Origin of the sequence: Bacillus sp. 220_BSPC (genome assembly GCF_001054655.1) — a bacterium.
GTDB classification, from domain to species: domain Bacteria; phylum Bacillota; class Bacilli; order Bacillales; family DSM-1321; genus Peribacillus; species Peribacillus frigoritolerans.
This window is the reverse complement of sequence record NZ_JVPL01000161.1, coordinates 1-19,167: the sequence shown is the minus strand read 5'-3', so window position 1 is coordinate 19,167 and position 19,167 is coordinate 1. Positions and strand designations below refer to the sequence as shown.

Here is a 19,167-nt window from a genome sequence, read left to right as displayed (position 1 = left end):
ATTATTAGGTAATTGGCGCAGGATTGAACAGTGCCAAATCATTATGCAGGCCCCAATGCTCTGCCCAGGTTTTCTTTTTACCGCTGGCCACTTCCAGAATAAGGTGAAATATTTCCCACCCGACTTCCTCTATGGTTGCTTCACCAGTAGCGATCGTTCCAGCATTTATATCGATCAGATCTTTCCATTGCTCGGTCAATGTATTTCGTGTAGATACTTTGATGACGGGAGCCATTGCGAGATTATAAGGTGTGCCTCTTCCAGTTGAAAAAACTTGAAGGTGCATGCCGGAAGCAAGCTGCAGTGTTCCGCAAACAAAGTCACTAGCTGGTGTAGCGGCAAAAATCAGCCCTTTTTCCGTTGCTTTTTCACCTGGAGCCAAAACGCCTGAAATGGGGCTGCCTCCGGATTTGGCAATGGAGCCTAATGATTTTTCCACTACATTGGCCAACCCGCCCTTTTTGTTTCCAGGCGACGGATTGGCACTTCGATCGGCATCACCCAATGCAAGATAGTTATCATACCAATCCATTTCCTTTATTAAAGCTCTCCCCACTTCTTCATTCACTGCACGAGGCGTTAATAGATGAATCGCATCCCGTACTTCTGTGACTTCAGAGAATAGAACGGTTGCCCCTGCCCTGACTAACAGATCTGTAGCATATCCTACGGCAGGGTTAGCTGTGACACCAGAGAATGCATCACTTCCACCGCACTGGGTACCGATGACTAATTCGGAAACCGGAAATGTCTCCCGCTGCCGGCGGTTCAACTTGATTAAACGTTCCTCGGCCATTTCCATAATGGATTGGACCATTCCCGTAAATCCCTGCTGGTCCTGAAGCAATATGATATCTGAATCGTCCCCGCTTGGGTTTATTCTAATTGGAGACAGTTTTTCACACCCCAATCCAACTACCAAGGCTTCCCCGCCAAAATTCGGGTGTTTCGCAAGGTTCTGTATCGTGCGAATGGGAATGACCGCTTCCGGTGCATTGATAGCGACTCCGCATCCATAGTTGTGATTTATGGCGAAAACATCATCAACATTGGGATACTTCGGGAGTAGCTCTTTTTTTATCCGGTTCACGACGAAATCCAGCACGCCCACTACACATTGGACGCTTGTTGTAATGCCCAATATATTCTTGGTTCCAACACTGCCATCTTCATTGCGGAATCCTTGGAATGTATACCCTTCAAGCGGGGGTAAAGTTTTCGGAATATCATTTGCTACCGGCAATTCCTTTAAATCCGGAGAAGACGGAAGTATCACCAGTGATTCGTCAATCCAACAGCCCTTACTGATTGATTTAGCCGCATAACCGATAACTTCCCCATAGCGTATGATGGCTTCATTCTCGACTATGTCCATTAAAGCCACCTTGTGGCCTTGTGGCACTCTTTCTTTCAATTCAAGCCCACAAGGGAATACGGTTCCTTGATCCAAGCCTCCCGTATTAACCACGATGGCGACATTGTCGATCCCATTCACCTTAATATAAAGCGGTACCTCCGTCAGTTGCGTTTTCGTATCCACTTTACCACTCCTTCATTCTAAAAAAGCAAACAGACATCACTAAACATACACGTGTCGGTAATTTTCAGAAATACTGTTTTTTTCCCTTATTTGACAAACACCGTTTTAATGGAAGTAAAAAACTCTTTTGCGGCTTCTCCTTGTTCCCTGGAGTGGGAGCTGGAGTTTTTCATGCCGCCAAATGGCGCCTGTAATTCAACGCCTGCGCTCTCGGCGTTGACCCTGATCAATCCCGCTTCCATATCATTAACAAATGAAAGTAAATGTTTGATATTGGCTGTGAAAATCGAAGCACTAAGGCCATATTCCACGCTGTTCGCAAGTTGCAGGGCTTCTTCAACTGAATCAGCTTTCAATAAGGCAATCACCGGACCAAAAATCTCTTCCTGTACAATTGTCATATCTGACGTACAATTATCAAAAATCGTCGGTTCTACATAAAAGCCATTTGCCTGAGGGCCTTCTTCAGCACGCTTCCCGCCAATTAGAAGTGCAGCACCTTCTTCCACTCCTTTTTCGATATAGGAAAGAACCGTATTCAATTGACTTTCGCTAGCACATGGTCCCATCCATGTCCCGCTGTCCAATCCATCCCCGATGGAAATGCCTTTCGTTTCTTTCACCAGCAGCTGCTTGAACTCTTCATAAACTTCAGCTGCAACGATGACACGGCTTGTCGCGGTACATTTTTGCCCCGTTGAACGGAACGCACCTGTAATGACTGCTTCTACAGCCAGGTTAAGATCGGCATCCGCTGCAACGATTACCGGGTTTTTCCCGCCCATTTCAAGCTGGTATTTCGCTCCACGTGCTAACGCCGCTTGTCCAATCCTTTTTCCGACTCCGTTTGAGCCGGTAAAGGTAATCCCGTTTATATCTTCGTGATCGGCGATGCCCTGCCCTATGACACTGCCCGGCCCTGTAACCATATTGACAACACCCGCCGGGAAACCGGCTTCTTCAAAACACTCCATGATTTTCGCACAGGTGATCGCCGTCTCGGTGGCTGGCTTCACCACAATCGTATTCCCATATACGAGGGCAGGAGCCATCTTCCAGATTGGGATGGCGATCGGGAAATTCCAAGGTGTAATGACGCCGACTACACCAAGCGGAACGCGCGTCGTGAACATAAGTGCTGAACTGTCGGTGGATGGAATGACATCCCCCACCTTACGCATCCCTTCTCCTGCATAGTATTTCAGGATTGCAATACCGCGTGCCGTTTCCCCTTTTGTTTCAGCAAATGTCTTGCCCATTTCCCGTGTTGCACATTCTGCGATTTCATCAATCCGCTTTTCAAGAATTTGCGCTGCTTTATACAGATACTCCCCGCGCTCTGAACCAGCTAGTTTGCGCCATTTATCTTTCGCCTTTTTCGCTGCTTCCACTGCCAGGTTCAAGTCATCCTTAGTGGATTTTTGTACATAACCGACAATTGCCTGTTTATCTGCCGGGTTTAAACTTTTTTCAACTTCATTTGAAATGGAAGCAACCCATTCACCATTAATATAGTTAAGATACGTTTTTGTTTGAACTGTAGTTATCATATATAATCCCCACCCTTATTAGATTGATTGAATTGGTGTTTCTTTTGGAAAACGATCTAAGGCATTCTCTAATATCGTTTGCATTTCTGCATAATGTTCTTTTTCCACCGGAAGAATCGGTAATCTGACTGTTTGCCCAACCGGCATTCCCATAATCTCCATACCTGCTTTAATGAGAGAAACGGCATACCCTTTTCGCTGACGGCGAATATTGTTGATCGGCATGATGACCTGCTGGTAAATTTCATTGACCGTTTCTTGATCTCCGCTCAAGATGCCATTATAGAACTTTCGTGAGATATGCGGGATGTAATTGGATATCGCCGATGAATAGGAATCAAAGCCAAGTGGAACGTAGGCCGACATGGTAACTTCCGCAAGCGGCATTCCGTTCAGCCAGCCGAAACGTTTTCCGAAGGTTTGTGTAAGGAGTCCATTCAACTCCATATTGCCCAGACCGTCTTTGACGCCGACCACCTGCGGGACCTCAGCAAGCGCTTCCAAAGTTGAAAGTGAAAATGCCACATTATCACGCTGATATACGATGGAATTCAAGTCTGTACTCTCTGCGATGGCTTTGAAATAAGCCGACAGACCTGCCTGTTCTCCAGTAACGAGATATGGAGGTAATATTAAATAACCATCTGCCCCTTTTTCCGCAGATATTCTGGCAAGTTCGAGGGAAGTTTGGATATTCCCGCCTACCCCTGTGTATACAGGTACTTTTCCAGCGGTGACGGATACGGCTACCTCGACCATCGCTTCATATTCCTCTTTACTTAACGATGGATATTCCGCTGCTGCACATGCCACGAAAATAGCTTCTAGTCCCCCATCTAATAAAAATTGGATATTTTGGGCGAGTGCTTGTTCATCAAGCTTATTACTCGTTGTGAATGGTGCCACGGGAAATCCAAGAATTCCTTTAGGTGCCTTGCGAATCTTATTCATTTTTTATTCCCCCTTGTGTATTATTGTTTTATTGTAAGACAAATACACCATCTGGTCAATCGTATTTTTTTTATTTTCTGAAAAATGAAGCACTACTTCATCCTTCGATAATTTCGCTTCTAATATATACAAAAAAACACGATAATGAAGGAGCTAAAATGAAAAAACTTTTAAGAAAAAAAGCCATTGACAAACAATTTTATTTGTCTTACCATTGGACAAAACTAAATATTAAGAATTTTCACGAAGGAGGAAACAGTTAACATTGTAAGCGGTATCAATTAGAAAATATAATAAAATACGATTAAGGAAGTGAGTATATGAACGCTGAAGAAAAAGTTTTCCAACCATCTCCTAAACTGCCAAGTGCCCAGAAAAAAACACGCACACGATGGTTCATTGTCTTTATGCTCTTTTTGGTTACAGCCCTGAATTATGCGGATCGTGCGACGCTATCCATTGCGGGTACGGACATGTCTGGTCAGCTTGGCCTCGATTCAGTCATGATGGGCTATGTTTTCTCCGCTTTCGCTTGGTCTTATGTAGCTGGACAAATTCCAGGCGGATGGCTTTTAGACCGTTTTGGCTCGAAAAAAGTTTATTTTTGGAGTATCACGTTATGGTCTACCTTTACGCTTTTACAAGGGTTTCTCGGTTTTTTCGGTTCTGCGGGAACGGCTGTCATGGTATTGTTCGGACTGCGCTTCTTAGTTGGATTGGCAGAAGCCCCTTCCTTTCCGGCCAACAGCCGCATCGTTGCCACCTGGTTCCCAAGCCATGAACGCGGAACCGCGGCTGCCACTTTCAATTCGGCCCAGTATTTTGCAACCGTTCTCTTTGCACCGATCATGGGTTACATTACGTATAAATTCGGTTGGGAATACGTCTTCTTCTTTATGGGGGCTTTAGGAATCATCGTTGCTTTCATCTGGCTGAAAACGATTTATGGCCCAAAGGAACATCCACGCATCAACCAAGCTGAGCTTGAATATATCGAAGCGGGCGGCGCTTTGATCAATATGGATCAAACCAGTACAAATAAGGAGGAAAAGAAAGGCGTCAACTGGAATCATATAAAGCAGCTATTATCAAGTCGCATGCTGTTAGGTGTTTATCTCGGACAATATTGCATCACGACGTTAACGTACTTTTTCCTGACATGGTTTCCTGTGTACCTAGTACAAGAAAGGGGCATGACCATTCTTGAAGTTGGATTCGTCGCTTCCCTTCCGGCCATTTGTGGATTTTTTGGCGGCATTCTCGGAGGGACATTCTCGGATTTCTTGTTACGGAAGGGATTCTCATTGACTGTCGCCCGAAAGTTGCCAATTGTTGTTGGGATGATTCTATCGATGAGCTTGGTGGCAGCAAATTATGTAGATACGGAATGGGTTGTCATTTTCGTTATGGCCCTTGCGTTTTTCGGTAAAGGATTCGGGGCACTCGGCTGGGCGGTAGTGGCCGATACCTCACCAAAGGAAATGTCAGGTGTCAGCGGCGGGCTTTTCAACACATTCGGTAACATTGCCGGCATTACAACACCGATTATCATCGGATATATCATTGCCACGACAGGGTCGTTCAATGGTGCGCTAGTCTTCGTTTGTGCTAATGCTCTTGTCGCGATTTTAAGTTATTTATTCCTAGTTGGTGAAATTAAACGTGTAGAGTTAAAGTCATAGTAAACTAAATATTCTGGCAGGGGGAAAAAATCATGAACAATCAATTGCTAAAGGATAATGTAAAAATCGGCACACCGGTAATTTCAGAAATGAGCGTCATTCCAGTTGCGGGCCATGACGGCATGCTTTTGAACTTGAGTGGTGCCCATGCTCCTTATTTCACCCGGAACATCGTCATTCTAAAAGACAATGCGGGTAATACGGGTGTCGGTGAAGTTCCTGGAGGCGAAAAAATCCGCCAGACACTCGAAGATGCTAAAGAATTGGTTGTCGGCCAGTCCATCGGGACATACAACAACATTCTAAATACCATCCGCAAGCAGTTTGCGGACCGGGATGCTGGAGGGCGCGGCCTTCAGACGTTCGATCTTCGTATTGCCATTCATGCCGTAACAGCATTGGAAGCGGCACTTCTTGATTTAGTTGGCCAACATTTAGGTGTTCCGGTCGCAGCCCTTCTCGGCGAAGGACAGCAGCGTGATAAAGTGGAAATGCTGGGCTACTTATTTTATGTAGGTGACCGCAATAAAACAGATCTTGGTTATTTAAGCGAACCGGAAGCGGAAGATGACTGGCTTCGCCTCCGTCATGAGGAAGCGCTGACACCCGAATCGATTGTCCGCTTGGCAGAAGCCGCCCACTCTCGTTATGGTTTCAATGATTTTAAATTGAAAGGCGGGGTTTTGCGCGGGGAAGAAGAAATCGAAGCGGTGACGGCACTTGCGGAACGCTTCCCTGAAGCCAGGATCACCCTTGACCCAAATGGCGGCTGGCTGCTTGAGGATGCGATTAAACTTTGCCGGGATCAACATCATGTTTTGGCTTATGCGGAAGATCCATGCGGAGCGGAAAATGGTTTTTCCGCCCGGGAAATCATGACGGAATTCAGGCGCGCAACGGGCCTTCCAACCGCTACGAATATGATTGCAACGGACTGGAGGCAAATGGGGCACTCCATTCAACTTCAATCCGTGGACATTCCTCTTGCCGATCCGCATTTTTGGACGATGCAAGGCTCCGTCCGTGTCGCTCAAATGTGTAACGACTGGGGCTTGACTTGGGGATCACACTCGAATAATCACTTTGATATTTCACTTGCCATGTTTACACACGTTGCTGCAGCCGCACCTGGAAAAATCACTGCGATCGATACCCACTGGATTTGGCAGGATGGGCAGCGTTTGACGAAAGAACCTTTTAAAATTGTCGGCGGAATGGTCGATGTCCCTTCCAAACCCGGACTTGGAATTGAAGTGGATATGGAACAAATCGAGAAGGCACATCAGCTTTATAAACAAAAAGGACTTGGTGCCCGTGATGATTCGATGGCTATGCAATACTTGGTTTCCGGATGGAAGTTCAATCCAAAATCACCTTGCCTCGTCAGATGATTTTTTACCAACAATCCGTGCGTCTCTCTCTTTAGAGCGGCGCATTTTACTTTTTTTGGACATAGGTCTACATGCAAATAAGTGTATTATATTATATAATTAGTCTTACAGTAGGAATACATATAGGAAGTTACAGAAAAGGGGTTACACAATGGAAGAATCGTCAAAGAAATTAGGCGTACAATCGGTACATCGCAACACTCTTTCACAACAAGTCGTGGATCAAATCGTGCATCTGCTCGTTACTGGCCAAATGAAAGCGGGCGACAAACTGCCTCCTGAAATGGAGCTTATGAAAGAACTTGAAGTAAGCCGGCCTGTTTTACGTGAGGCGCTCAGTGCCCTTGATACACTAGGGGTCATTACACGGAAAACGCGTGAAGGAACCTTTTTTAACGATAAAATCGGTACACATCCATTCTCTGTCATGCTTGCGCTGGCTACCGATAATTTACCAGCGATCATCGAAGCGCGAATGGCTTTGGAGTTGGGATTGGTAACAATGGCTGCCGAGAAGATCACAGACGAGCAACTGGAGAAACTGCAAGTTACGATTGACACGATTGCCAATAGTGAAGACAACGATTATGGAGAGGCCGATAAAGAATTCCATAAGATCATCGCTTTAAGTGCGAACAATCCCATCATTGAAGGCATGATCGATTCCTTATTGATCACTCATAATAAAATAAATAGCTTGATTCAATTCAGGGAACGGGAACTGACTGTGAAGTATCACAAAGCCATCTATGCTGCACTTGCAGCACATGATCCACATGAAGCATTCAGCCAAATGTACAAGCACCTTGATTACGTCCGTCAGAAAGTCCTTCAATATTCTCACGAACATTAATAGATTGTTTGCGAGGTACCGCAGCAAACTAATGGATCACTCAATGATTCTATTTCATAAGGAAAGTGGATTTTTTCAGGGAACCTATTTTGCTTCCGAGATTTCAGAGTTCAACTTATCTTTTAAATCCAATTGATAGCATAATTCTTTTTGAGAAAAACTGGATAGTAGCGGAACTATCCAGCCCCCACTAATCCACTTTCGATTGAAATACCTTCCTCATGGAAATTGCTGGCTAACCACAATCCCCCTCCAAATATCCTGCGAAGGCTCCACTCAAAAAAACATGCATCCCTGCTTACTGGCAGGAATGCATGGATCATCAGTCACCAAGTACTTGACCATTATCTTGTTAATTCATGGCTTAATATGCACTCCAACCAGCATCTGCCGTAATGACAGTACCATTAACAAAACTGGAATCGTCTGAAGCAAGGAATAATGCCACTTTAGCGATTTCCTCAGGTTTGCCGTTTCGTGGATTGATAGCCATACCCAGTTGTTGGCGAGAGAAGCCAAACTCATTGATATTCGTCATGCTGGAACCAATATTGGTTTCTACTCCGCCTGGTGCTATAGCATTGCAGCGAATCCCTTTATTGGCATACATGTAGCCCGTGTTTTTCGTGAAACCAACGACTGCATGTTTAGAGGCAGTGTAAGCCGCACCAGCCCGGGCACCGTACAAACCGCCAGCAGAAGCAATATTGATGATGACCCCTTTTTGTTTTTCTAAAAAGATCGGCATCACCTTTCTAGTCGAACGCATGACGCTTGTCGTGTTAATGGCAAAAATCCGATCCCATTTAGAATCTTCAATGTCTCCAGCAGGTTCCATGCCATCCATGATACCCGCGTTATTCACCAAAATATCCACCGTTCCATACGTACTGACCGTGGTATCGATCAAATGTTGAATATCTTCCTCCACCGCTACGTTCGTTTTGATGGCAAAGGCCATTCCGCCATTCGCTTTTATTTCTTCCACCGTATCGTTCGCACCATCAAGGTTTAAATCCGATACGGCGACTTTAGCTCCTTCTCGAGCATAATCTATGGCAATTTGTTTCCCCATGCCTGATGCTGCTCCTGTCACAACGGCAACTTTGTCTTGTAATTTCATTTGAACTCCCCCATTCATTCTAGTGAAGCATTACTTATTGTACAGATGTTCATTATCTACCTTCCTTTATAGTATAATTAGTTTCAGTAGGCTTATACAATCAGCAAATGCTGTCCTCAATGTTGGTTAATGAACAGAAAGTGATCATTATGTTTATTAAAAGCACAATAACGAACAAAGGATGAAGAAAATGACTGATAATAATACTGGTATTGATAGAAGGATCAGGAAATCCAAAATGGCTTTGAAAGAATCCCTCATTTCTTTAATGCAAAGTAAGGATTTCAGGGAGATATCGATTACCGATATTGTAGAACTCGCCGACCTTAATCGGGGTACATTTTATAAACACTATCAGTACAAAGAGGAACTGCTTGAAGAGGTCATGGAGGATGTAATTGCCGATTTGATCATATCTTACCGGGAACCTTATAAGAACGCCGAAACTTTCACCATCAATGAACTAACGGCTTCGGTCATCAAAATATTTGAACATGTAGCTAACCATGCAAACATTTATACCCTCATCCTAAAGTCGAATGCATGGCCTACATTATTGGAACGGATTTGTAATGAGTTGAAGAAACTTCCAGTGGAGGACCTGGAAGATTACCGGCCGAACCCTAAGATCAATAAAGAACTTGCCTCCAGTTACCAAGCATATGCGATATTGGGCATGATCATCGAATGGGTCAACACTGGCTTTAAATATAGCGCTGACTATATGGCTGAACAGCTGCTGGAAATCCTTAATAATAAATCGGTAAATGCCGTCTTTAAAATAAACCATTTTAAGCAGAAATAAGAGGGCTGCACCGGCAACCCTCCTATCTCCTTAAAGCGCCTGCCCTTTGGAAAGAAACCTTTTTACGACAGACAAGAAAGCAGGTAAATCATCTTCATGGACAAAGTGTCCGGCATCCTCTATCGTCACCAATTCGCAATTCGGGATAAGCTCGGAAACCTCCTGCAATTTGTTTTGGGGAATATGGCTGGCCCCGCCCCCGATAACAAGCGTCGGCATCATAATATCGGTGAGGCGTGCCCACCATTCGGGATCGGGTTCATTAAGCTGCTGTAGAATCGAAGGCACTACCTGCCAATCAAACGGCAGTGGAACAGAAGGCCTGGAAGGAACCTCCATTGGTTTATCCGAGAAAGGAGGCGGCGTGTCTTCGACAATCAACCTTTCTATCCTCGAAGGAAAATTTTGCGAGAAAAGATAGGAAACCGTCCCCCCCATGGAATGCCCCATTAGCGAAAACCTTCCCAAATCAAGCGCATCCGCAAAATGAAGCAAATCATCACGCATCGATTCAAAAGTATATGTATTCGTTCTCGCACTCCCACCGTGGCCCCGTTGATCTAAAGCTAAAACACGATAACTTTCTCCTAATGCGGCAGCCGCTTGGTCCCATGATTCCGAACTTTTTCCCAGCGCATGAAGAACAACAAGCGGTGGTGCAGAAACATCCCCGCACTCCCGATATTGAAACGTGAGTCCATTCAACTCAATTTGATTAATCCGAATTTCCATCTCCGTTCACTCCCAGGATCGGATTCGTCATTTTGAACCCCGATCTATTTTTTAAAAAAACCTCTAAAATACTATGTTGACTATAAGTAAATTATACGTTTTATGCCTTCACCCATTTTTTCATCCTGCATCTGATCATTTCTGCCTTCACACCTTTTATTCCTGCCTTCATCCATTTATTCATCCTTTGGCTTCATTCCGCAGCAGCCTGCATTACATTCCGTTACGGGCCTTAAATCATAGAAAAACCCTATGCTGCCTGAACGATTCAGGTGGCATAGGGCCTTTTATTGTTTCATTTAAGCGGTTTGATCTTTTTTCACAGCTGGTTTTTCTTCAGCCGGCCAAGCACGCTTAATGAATAATGCCAGAATCAACGCCACACCGGCAATGAAGGTAGATACAAAGAAGGAGAAGTTAATTCCATCCAGCATTGCCTGCATCCCGATTTGGGCTTTCATTTGGCCCATCATCTCAGCGGTGGGCTGGCTTGTTAATTTGCTCATCGCTTTCGTCATTAAATCTTCGGCAGTAGAAGCTGCACGGTTAGACATGACCGTAACGAGCAATGCCGTACCGATCGCACCGGAAATTTGGTTCAGTGTGTTATTCATGGCTGTACCGTGCGGGTTCATGCGGGCTGGCAGCGAGTTCAAACCATTTGTCATGATCGGCATCATGGACATTGACATCCCGAAGGAGCGAACGGAAAACAGGATTATAATTTCTGTATACGTAGTTTCCATTGATAATTTACTTAGCAAATACGTAGTTACCACGGTGATAAGCAAACCGATTGAAGCAAGGATGCGGGCACCGAACTTATCGAAAAGCTTACCGGTAACCGGTGACATGAGGGCCATTAATAACGCACCTGGAAGCATCAGTAATCCAGAATCGAATGGTGAAATGCCACGTACTGTTTGTGTGTACATCGGAATTAAGATCATCCCCGAGAACATCGCCATGTTCAGTACGATTGAGATCGTTGCGGATAAAGCAAACATCGGGTGCTTGAAGATCTTGAACTCAAGCATTGGTGTTTCCATTTTAAGCTGGCGTGTTATGAAAAGGATCAGGGAGATGGCACCGACAATCAGTGTTCCGTATACCTCTAGGCTATCCCAACCCTTGCTGCCTGCCGAACTGAATCCGTAAAGCAAACCGCCGAAGCCTAAGCTTGAAAGGATGACCGATATTTTATCAATTGAGATATCGACTTTTTCCTTGTGGTCTTTAAGTTTAAAGAAGCCGAAAATAAGCACTAGTAAAGCTAGCGGAGTAATGAAATGGAATAGCATTCTCCAATCATAATGTTCGATGATCCAGCCTGAAAGCGTCGGCCCGATTGCAGGGGCAAACATCATGACCAAACCGAATAGTCCCATTGCCGAGCCCCGTTTTTCAACAGGGAAAGAAGTTAAAAGTACGTTCATTAATAATGGCATCATGATTGCCGAACCGGCAGCCTGAACCATACGTGCGCTCAATAATAGCGGGAATACATGCGCTACACCTGCAACGATCGTCCCGATTGAGAATAGGAGCATGGCTGTCAGGAACAGATTACGCACCGAATATTTTCTTATTAAGAAGGCAGTTGTCGGAATCATGATTCCGTTCACGAGCATGTAGCCCGTTGTCAGCCATTGGACTGTGGAAGTCTCGATTCCCAGGTCTATTTGGATTGATGGCAGTGCAATATTTAAAAGGGTTGAATTCAGTATCGATATGAACGCACCGACCATCAGTATGGCCAAAATGCCATACGAACCCTTTTTCTCATTTATTTGTGCAGTACTCACTTTTTATCTATTCCTCCATTCAAACTATTGGTTCATTTAATTATACGAGCGGTATATTCCAATCTCACAAAATCAATAATATACCCCTAGTTCATTTTTTGCAATAAAAATTTACTGGTTTAAATAAGGGTTTGTGCTGTGATGAAAAATAGAGTACGATTAAATTTATACAAGCAGTATAATGAAAATAAGGTGATATGATGAACAACCGAAGGCAGAATGTCATCGATACGGCTCATAAGCTGTTTATTGACAAAGGCTACCAAGCGACGTCCATTCAGGACATTTTAGACGGCAGCGGTATATCAAAAGGTACATTTTATAATTATTTCCCTTCGAAGGGTGAATTATTTATAGCCATTTTCCGCTCCTTTTATACAAAGATCCGCCATGAACGGGAAAAACTGTTGATTGGTCAAGATTCCGCCGATATTGAAATTTTCATCAGGCAGCTCGAACTGCAATTGATGGTGAACAAGCAAAGCAAATTGCTTATCCTGATCGAAGAAGTCCGGGTTTCCAATGATGAAGAGTTAAAACAATTCATCAATAAGACGCTATTGTTGAGCTTACGCTGGATGTATAACCGTTTTATCGATATCTTCGGTGAAAGTAAAAAACCCTATCTTTTAGATAGCGTCATTATCTTTCATTCGATGATGACCCACATGAGCCATTTTAGTTACCGTGCTAATCCCGCCGGTACACCGGACATACAAATTATCCGATATTGCATGAATCGCATTGTCCATTTAGTCAATGAAGTGGCTGAAAGCGGGGAACAGATCATTGATCCGGAATTAATGGATACGTGGTTTCCAAAATTCACAAACCAGCTTGATGCTTGCCATAATGATTTGCTTCATTCCACCACGGAATTGAAAAAAGCGATAAACAAAGCTATTCCTTGCGATGAAGATCGAAGAAGAGCCATTGAATTGGTCGACTTCATCCAAGATGAGCTGATGCAGTCAGACAAACCGCGAGAATTCTTGATAGAAAGTCTGCTTTCCACTTTGAAAACTGGATATGCTTCACAGATCCAAGCATACATGGAGGCTTTTGAAGAAAGCATCCATTCTTGCTTGAGCCGATAAGATTGAAGATACGCACCTACCGAAAGCGGCAGGTGTTTTTTTTATGGCTTTTTGAATTGCCCCTGATTTTAAAAAAGAGTTGGTTTTATAAAAGCGACCTAAGGAAACACTATCCTTATCATAATAAAGGGAGGTCTATCTACTTGAGTGTGAAAGAGAATGCTTTGTCCATATTGGCTCTGGGCGGAGTGAATGAAATCGGTAAAAACATGTATGTGATTCAATATTCTAACGATATCGTCATTATTGATTGTGGTGCAAAGTTTCCTGATGAAAGTTTATTAGGAGTCGATTTGATCATTCCTGATATTTCCTTTCTTCAGGAGAATAAGGAGAAGATACGCGCTTTGATTGTGACTCATGGGCATGAAGATCATATTGGCGGTATCCCTTATTTCTTGAAAAAATTGAATGTGCCCATTTATGCCACACGTTTAACACTTGGTTTGATTGAATTGAAGTTAAAAGAACATAACCTTTTGGGTGATACGGAATTAATCCAGATCAATTCGGATTCAAAGCTGGAATTCGGGGAAATGGTTCTGGACTTTTTCAAAACGAATCATAGTATTCCCGATTGCCTCGGAGTCACCATGCATACGCCGGAAGGCACGGTCGTTCATACAGGGGACTTCAAGTTTGACTTGACTCCGATGAATGATCAGTATCCCGATATTCATAAAATGGCCAAAATTGGGAGTGAAGGTGTCCTCGTTTTACTATCGGAAAGCACGAACGCAGAGCGTCCCGGCTCAAGTCCTTCGGAGCATCTGGTTGGCAGCCATATTGAAGAGGCCTTCATGCAGGCAAAACAGAAAGTCATCCTTTCGACATTCGCTTCAAATGTCAATCGTGTTCAACAAGTTGTGAACGCTGCACTGAAGACAAACCGGAAACTGGCCCTGATTGGACGAAGCATGGTGAACGTCGTAACCGTTGCCATTGAACGCGGCTATCTCGAGGTTCCTGATGGGATGCTTATCCAACCACAAGAGGTCGATAGTTATGCTCCTGAAAGGGTCGCGGTTTTATGTACAGGAAGTCAAGGAGAGCCGTTTGCCGCCCTTTCCCGCCTTTCCAGTTCGAATTATCGGGATATGAGCATATTGCCTGATGACACAGTGATTCTTGCCTCCACACCAATACCCGGAAATGAACGGGATGTTTCACGTATCATCGACAACCTGTTTCAACTGGGTGCCAAGGTCATTTACGGTTCTGGGACTGTAACGGGCATGCATGTATCAGGACATGCTTATCAGGAAGAGTTAAAGCTCATGCTAACCCTGATGAAACCTAAGTATTTCATCCCGATTCACGGTGAGTATCGGATGCTGCACCAGCATCGATTGTTAGCTGAGTCTGTCGGGGTGGAGAAGGATCATACTTTCATCATCAATAATGGTGATGTGGTGGATATTGAAAACTCCGTTGCCCGTCAAACAAGAAAGGTGGCTGCCGGCAATACCTTTGTCGACGGTGTTGGCGTCGGGGATGTAGGAGAAATCGTTCTGCGGGACCGTAAGCAGCTTTCCGAAGATGGAATGCTCGTCATCGTCATAACACTAAGCAAGACAGAAAGAAAAATAGTATCAGGACCCGATACCATTTCCCGTGGATTTGTATATGTTCAAAATTCCGAGGACCTCCTTAAAAATGTGAATCGTCTTGTCACGAAAACGGTCAACGACTTACAAAGTGAAAAAATATACCGGTGGAACATCATTAAACAAACCATTAAGAAGGAACTGGGGCAATATCTCTTTAATCAAACTAAGAAAAAACCAATGATCCTTCCAATAATCATTGAAATTTAGCGCCAAATCGAAAGGAACTCGACTTTGAATAGTCGAGTTCCTTTTTTAATCGAGTCCTGATTTACTCGCTTTTGCGGCCATTGCCTTGTTCTTATTCCATACCTTGAACTTCATGAAAACAGCGGCAAGACCGATGATCACGATGAATAAAAGGCTGATGAAAAATCCTGGACGTATCTCTTTTTCAAGAAGTGTTCCACTTACTGCCGCTAAAATTAAAAGCAGTCCGAAAACGGCAGTAATCTTACTCCACATCTTATTTTCCAAGATTTTGAATGAAGAAAGAATGATGAATGCCCAGTTATACAAAAGCAATATACCAGCAGATGTTGTAATGTATTCATAAATCTTTCCTGGCAGGAGCAAGGCAGTGATGATCGATCCTAAAAGACCTAAGGCCCCAAGCCCCAGTGACGGCAGCGGAAGATCTTTGAATTTCTTGATCTTTTGCATGAATAATGCGGGTGCATTCCCATCATTGGATAGCGTTACCAATAAATTGGTTACACCAAATAGTGAAGCGGTCATCGTCGAGAAACCGGCAATGATGATCGCACCATTAAAAACGTGCGGGAAAAATGTCAGGTGATAACTGTCCAATGCCGAAACGAATGGGCTTTCTTTTTCACTGAATGCCCCTAACGAAATCATGGTTACGGCTAATCCCAATGAAACCACATATATAATGGTAAGGACCAAGAGCATGATCGTCCCTGCCTTTGGTGCATCTTCTTTCTTTTTAAGCTGCATCGCCATCAATCCAATGACCTCAATGCCGCCAAACGCATAAAAGGCATAGATAAGGGATGTCCAAAACCCCTTTAGCCCTTTTGGGAATAATTCATCGAACGTATTCGGAAATGATGGCGGTTTCGCTCCAGCAAGACCGAACCAGCCGCAAACGGCACATATTGCAATGATGATAAACATTACGATTGCTGCTGTCTTAATTACAGCAAGGATGTTTTCCACCCTGTCGAACCCTTTTGTTCCCAGCAATACCACCACGATTGAAACAATGGCAAAACCGGATGCAAATAGCCAAAGCGGCACTTTCGGGAACCAAAATTGAGATAATAGCGAAAGCGCAGTAAGCTGGCTTCCCATGATCAATATATTGGAGGACCAATAATTCCAGCCACAGCTAAAGCCCGCCCATCGTCCAAATGCTTTATTGGCATAATAACAAAAAGAACCTTCTTGAGGATCGGCAGCCGTCATCTTGGCAAGCAGATTATAAACGATATAGGTACCCAGTGCAGCCAATACAAATGAAAATACAATGGATGGCCCCGTCGTTTTAATCCCTATTGTCGATCCGAGGAAATACCCTGTCCCGATCGTACAGCCAACCCCGACCAATGATAGCTGCCACCATTTCATGTCGCCCTGTTGTTCACCGGATGCATTGGAATCTTGACCAGCCTTTCCTTTCGCTGAACTGCAATTGGCTTTTGTTGTCATAACATTACCCCCTTCCATCATTCATAGTGTTGATAATGACACAATGAATTATGCAAGGAAGAAGTTTTCAAATACCCTATGTAATAACCTGAAGCAATTCTCCTTTAAGATAGGGTGGCAGAAATGCCTTGATAAGCAAAATAAACCCCAAAGCCGACCAATGATAATCCAGAGATGATCGAAATGGCCATTAAGCTTTTTTCATTTAAGAACCTGCGAAATCCATTCGTTAATGCCGCTACAAAAAAGTCCCAGCAAGTAAGACCTAGAAAGATCATCCCGCTATAAATGAAGAGTTGGGATGTCCCATAACTTGAAGCCGTTTTAGCTAAAACAGATCCATATATCCCCAACCAAAATAAAATGGACAATGGACTGGTCACGGACATGATGAACCCAGTAAAAAAACAGGAAATTAAAGAATCTCTATTCCTGTATTCATTTAATAATATCGTATTGACCCGTAATATACTTTCGACCCCGGAATAAATAAGCACAAATCCGCCAAAAAGCCAAAGAAATATCTGGACGATCGGGATTTCTAAAAACCGCACCATTCCTACATATACTAAAATCATGAACAAGGCATCTGCGATCATCGACCCTGCCCCAACGATCCAGGCATGCCAAAACCCGTTCTTGATTCCTTTATCGATGCGAGCGGAGTTCACCGGACCGATCGGTGCTGCAAGGGTAAGTCCTAAGAAAAAGTAACTTAGCAGTAAATGTACACTCAAAAAGCATCACTCCTTCGAGCTAGTTCATGACTTGTACATTTTATGTGACAACCCTCTCCCTATAACCACATGCCAAAAAAATTTCCCAATTCAAAAAAAAAAGCCGTGGGAAAGCCCGGCTTTTTTGAGATGTATTGAAGCCGATTAGGCAGCAGCTTCTTTTTTGTCTGAACTAATGAATTTCATAACAATCAATACGATGCCTATACCAATGATCCCAGAAATGATATAGGTCATATTGATATGATTTTTCATGACAAGGGACATGACCGGAGGGCCTGCCGCAACGCCGATGAACCTTGATGACATGTAGAAGGAGGTTATCGTCCCCCGCTGTTCCTTTTCTATATTTTGAGTGATGATTGCGTCGAGTGTCGGCAATAAAGCACCAATTGCTATGCCCACCAAGCTTGTTATTACCAATAGAAGGACGACCCTGTTTTTAGTAAAACCGACAAATACAAGGCTGATTGAAAGGACAGCTAAACTGATCATGATGATCTTTTTCATGATCGGTAATTCCCCCTTGATTTTTTTCCCTGCAACATAAGAAGATACGCAAAGAAAAAATAGCGGGATCGCTATCACTAAACCTTTTTTGATTCCATGCAAATCATGGATTTTTTCCAGATTATCAGACAAAAAGAAAAGAACACCGAACAAAACCAACATGACAAAGACACCAATCAGGAAAACCGTATATAACCATTTTCCTTCCTTCTTGAATATTTTTTTCGTATCATGCCAGAAATCCTTGAATTTCTTCGGCTCATCCTTCTCCTTTGGTACCTTTATAAAGAAAAAGACCAAAACAATAGATATTAAACTGAAGAATGAAATCGAGAAGAATGGTAAAAACCAGATAAATGCAGCAAACAGGGAACCTAATATTGGACTAAGCACTTTCCCAAACGTATTCGAGGTTTCTATGATTCCCAAACAAGAACTCGTTTTTTCATCATCATCTTTGTATAAATCCCCCACCAAAGGCAAAATGATGGGCGAGGCCCCAGACGCCCCAATCCCTTGCAATACCCTCCCAATGATGATCCATGTATAGGGATTTTCCATTTTCCATGACGCATAACCAGCTATCAAACCACCGATAAGGGCTAGGATCAAGCTTGGCAGAATGACCATTTTCCGTCCGAATCGATCTGATAAATAACCAGCAATGGGAATTAAAAAGATGGATGCAACGGAATAGCTTGTTATCACCATGCTTGATTGAAATGAAGATATCCCCACCTTTTCCTCGAAAATGGGCAAAACCGGGATAAGCATTGAATTTCCAAGTGTCATAACCAATGGAATCGATGCCATACTGATCAAGCACCACACGCTTACATCTTTATTTTGCTTCTCATGACCTTCCATACTTACACTCCTCATCCATTATAAAAGCAATTTATTGCATAAAAGGTAACCATTTGTGAAACCAATTTGTTTTGCATCATATATTAGATGTCTTAAATTATTATGTTATAGTGCAGAAACATTTATTCAGTTACGCTTCTCCCAAAATTACCCCTATTCCCTTTAAAACAAAAAAACCATTCTGTTTAAGAATGGTCAGACTGTAGACAAACTCGATGAAAATCGAGTTTGTCTATTTTTATG

Annotated in this window: 15 protein-coding genes; 6 read left to right on the top strand and 9 right to left on the bottom strand. The window is 43.5% G+C overall.

Going from position 1 to position 19,167, the window contains the following annotated elements:
* Positions 1 to 4 precede the first annotated feature (4 nt).
* From garD to kdgD, 3 genes are all read right to left on the bottom strand, one after another.
* Positions 5 to 1,540 (bottom strand): galactarate dehydratase, encoded by a 1,536-nt coding sequence (gene garD, locus ADA55_RS10825; protein ID WP_048683386.1) that lies wholly within the window; start codon positions 1,538 to 1,540, stop codon positions 5 to 7.
* 86 nt (positions 1,541 to 1,626) lie between these two features.
* Positions 1,627 to 3,090, bottom strand: coding sequence for an alpha-ketoglutaric semialdehyde dehydrogenase GucD (gucD, locus tag ADA55_RS10820; protein ID WP_048683383.1), 1,464 nt, complete (start codon positions 3,088 to 3,090; stop codon positions 1,627 to 1,629).
* 18 nt (positions 3,091 to 3,108) lie between these two features.
* Positions 3,109 to 4,041 (bottom strand): 5-dehydro-4-deoxyglucarate dehydratase, encoded by a 933-nt coding sequence (gene kdgD, locus ADA55_RS10815; protein WP_048683381.1) that lies wholly within the window; start codon positions 4,039 to 4,041, stop codon positions 3,109 to 3,111.
* A 320-nt stretch (positions 4,042 to 4,361) separates the two neighbouring features.
* On the opposite strand from kdgD, the gene ADA55_RS10810 reads away from it, so the two are divergent.
* The 3 genes from ADA55_RS10810 (at position 4,362) to ADA55_RS10800 (ending at position 7,967) form a co-directional block, all read left to right on the top strand.
* Positions 4,362 to 5,723 carry an MFS transporter gene (locus tag ADA55_RS10810; RefSeq protein ID WP_048683378.1) on the top strand — a complete coding sequence of 454 codons (1,362 nt, stop codon included), beginning with the start codon at positions 4,362 to 4,364 and terminating at the stop codon, positions 5,721 to 5,723.
* A 32-nt stretch (positions 5,724 to 5,755) separates the two neighbouring features.
* Positions 5,756 to 7,114 (top strand): glucarate dehydratase, encoded by a 1,359-nt coding sequence (gene gudD / locus ADA55_RS10805; protein ID WP_048683375.1) that lies wholly within the window; start codon positions 5,756 to 5,758, stop codon positions 7,112 to 7,114.
* A gap of 151 nt (positions 7,115 to 7,265) precedes the next feature.
* Positions 7,266 to 7,967 (top strand): FadR/GntR family transcriptional regulator, encoded by a 702-nt coding sequence (locus ADA55_RS10800; protein WP_034309657.1) that lies wholly within the window; start codon positions 7,266 to 7,268, stop codon positions 7,965 to 7,967.
* A 364-nt stretch (positions 7,968 to 8,331) separates the two neighbouring features.
* Here the strand turns inward: ADA55_RS10800 and ADA55_RS10795 are convergent, their stop codons facing one another.
* On the bottom strand, positions 8,332 to 9,090 hold the full coding sequence (locus ADA55_RS10795) for an SDR family oxidoreductase (RefSeq protein ID WP_048683372.1): 759 nt from the start codon (positions 9,088 to 9,090) through the stop codon (positions 8,332 to 8,334).
* Positions 9,091 to 9,280: 190 nt separating this feature from the next.
* Between ADA55_RS10795 and ADA55_RS10790 the strand changes: the two genes are divergently transcribed.
* Positions 9,281 to 9,895, top strand: a complete 615-nt coding sequence (locus ADA55_RS10790; protein ID WP_048683368.1) for a TetR/AcrR family transcriptional regulator — start codon at positions 9,281 to 9,283, stop codon at positions 9,893 to 9,895.
* A 30-nt stretch (positions 9,896 to 9,925) separates the two neighbouring features.
* Here ADA55_RS10790 and ADA55_RS10785 read toward each other — a convergent pair whose 3' ends face one another.
* Both ADA55_RS10785 and ADA55_RS10780 read right to left on the bottom strand, forming a co-directional pair.
* Positions 9,926 to 10,627 (bottom strand): alpha/beta fold hydrolase, encoded by a 702-nt coding sequence (locus ADA55_RS10785; protein WP_048683364.1) that lies wholly within the window; start codon positions 10,625 to 10,627, stop codon positions 9,926 to 9,928.
* A gap of 299 nt (positions 10,628 to 10,926) precedes the next feature.
* A complete protein-coding gene (locus ADA55_RS10780; protein ID WP_048683419.1) occupies positions 10,927 to 12,375 on the bottom strand; it encodes a DHA2 family efflux MFS transporter permease subunit in 1,449 nt (482 codons plus the stop codon).
* Positions 12,376 to 12,629: 254 nt separating this feature from the next.
* Here ADA55_RS10780 and ADA55_RS10775 point away from each other — a divergent pair, with 254 nt between their 5' ends.
* Both ADA55_RS10775 and ADA55_RS10770 read left to right on the top strand, forming a co-directional pair.
* Positions 12,630 to 13,529 carry a TetR/AcrR family transcriptional regulator gene (locus ADA55_RS10775; RefSeq protein WP_081088696.1) on the top strand — a complete coding sequence of 300 codons (900 nt, stop codon included), beginning with the start codon at positions 12,630 to 12,632 and terminating at the stop codon, positions 13,527 to 13,529.
* A 143-nt stretch (positions 13,530 to 13,672) separates the two neighbouring features.
* A complete protein-coding gene (locus ADA55_RS10770) occupies positions 13,673 to 15,346 on the top strand; it encodes a ribonuclease J (RefSeq protein WP_048683360.1) in 1,674 nt (557 codons plus the stop codon).
* Between the two features lie 45 nt (positions 15,347 to 15,391).
* On the opposite strand, the gene ADA55_RS10765 is transcribed toward ADA55_RS10770, so the two are convergent.
* From ADA55_RS10765 to ADA55_RS10755, 3 genes are all read right to left on the bottom strand, one after another.
* Positions 15,392 to 16,729 carry an amino acid permease gene (locus ADA55_RS10765; protein ID WP_226990450.1) on the bottom strand — a complete coding sequence of 446 codons (1,338 nt, stop codon included), beginning with the start codon at positions 16,727 to 16,729 and terminating at the stop codon, positions 15,392 to 15,394.
* A 185-nt stretch (positions 16,730 to 16,914) separates the two neighbouring features.
* Complete coding sequence (locus ADA55_RS10760) at positions 16,915 to 17,547, bottom strand: LysE family transporter (protein ID WP_048683353.1); 633 nt, start codon at positions 17,545 to 17,547, stop codon at positions 16,915 to 16,917.
* A gap of 144 nt (positions 17,548 to 17,691) precedes the next feature.
* Positions 17,692 to 18,924, bottom strand: a complete 1,233-nt coding sequence (locus ADA55_RS10755) for an MFS transporter (RefSeq protein ID WP_034309678.1) — start codon at positions 18,922 to 18,924, stop codon at positions 17,692 to 17,694.
* Between the last annotated feature and the right edge of the window lie 243 nt (positions 18,925 to 19,167).

Excerpts from the sequence above, each read along its gene's own strand:
- gudD (WP_048683375.1), top strand. The coding sequence starts at position 5,756 with ATGAACAATCAATTGCTAAAGGATAATGTAAAAATCGGCACACCGGTA.
- ADA55_RS10790 (WP_048683368.1), top strand. The coding sequence starts at position 9,281 with ATGACTGATAATAATACTGGTATTGATAGAAGGATCAGGAAATCCAAA.
- ADA55_RS10800 (WP_034309657.1), top strand. The coding sequence starts at position 7,266 with ATGGAAGAATCGTCAAAGAAATTAGGCGTACAATCGGTACATCGCAAC.
- ADA55_RS10765 (WP_226990450.1), bottom strand. The coding sequence starts at position 16,729 with ATGAAATGGTGGCAGCTATCATTGGTCGGGGTTGGCTGTACGATCGGG.
- ADA55_RS10755 (WP_034309678.1), bottom strand. The coding sequence starts at position 18,924 with ATGGAAGGTCATGAGAAGCAAAATAAAGATGTAAGCGTGTGGTGCTTG.
- ADA55_RS10795 (WP_048683372.1), bottom strand. The coding sequence starts at position 9,090 with ATGAAATTACAAGACAAAGTTGCCGTTGTGACAGGAGCAGCATCAGGC.
- ADA55_RS10780 (WP_048683419.1), bottom strand. The coding sequence starts at position 12,375 with ATGGTCGGTGCGTTCATATCGATACTGAATTCAACCCTTTTAAATATT.
- kdgD (WP_048683381.1), bottom strand. The coding sequence starts at position 4,041 with ATGAATAAGATTCGCAAGGCACCTAAAGGAATTCTTGGATTTCCCGTG.
- ADA55_RS10785 (WP_048683364.1), bottom strand. The coding sequence starts at position 10,627 with ATGGAAATTCGGATTAATCAAATTGAGTTGAATGGACTCACGTTTCAA.
- gucD (WP_048683383.1), bottom strand. The coding sequence starts at position 3,090 with ATGATAACTACAGTTCAAACAAAAACGTATCTTAACTATATTAATGGT.
- ADA55_RS10775 (WP_081088696.1), top strand. The coding sequence starts at position 12,630 with ATGATGAACAACCGAAGGCAGAATGTCATCGATACGGCTCATAAGCTG.
- ADA55_RS10810 (WP_048683378.1), top strand. The coding sequence starts at position 4,362 with ATGAACGCTGAAGAAAAAGTTTTCCAACCATCTCCTAAACTGCCAAGT.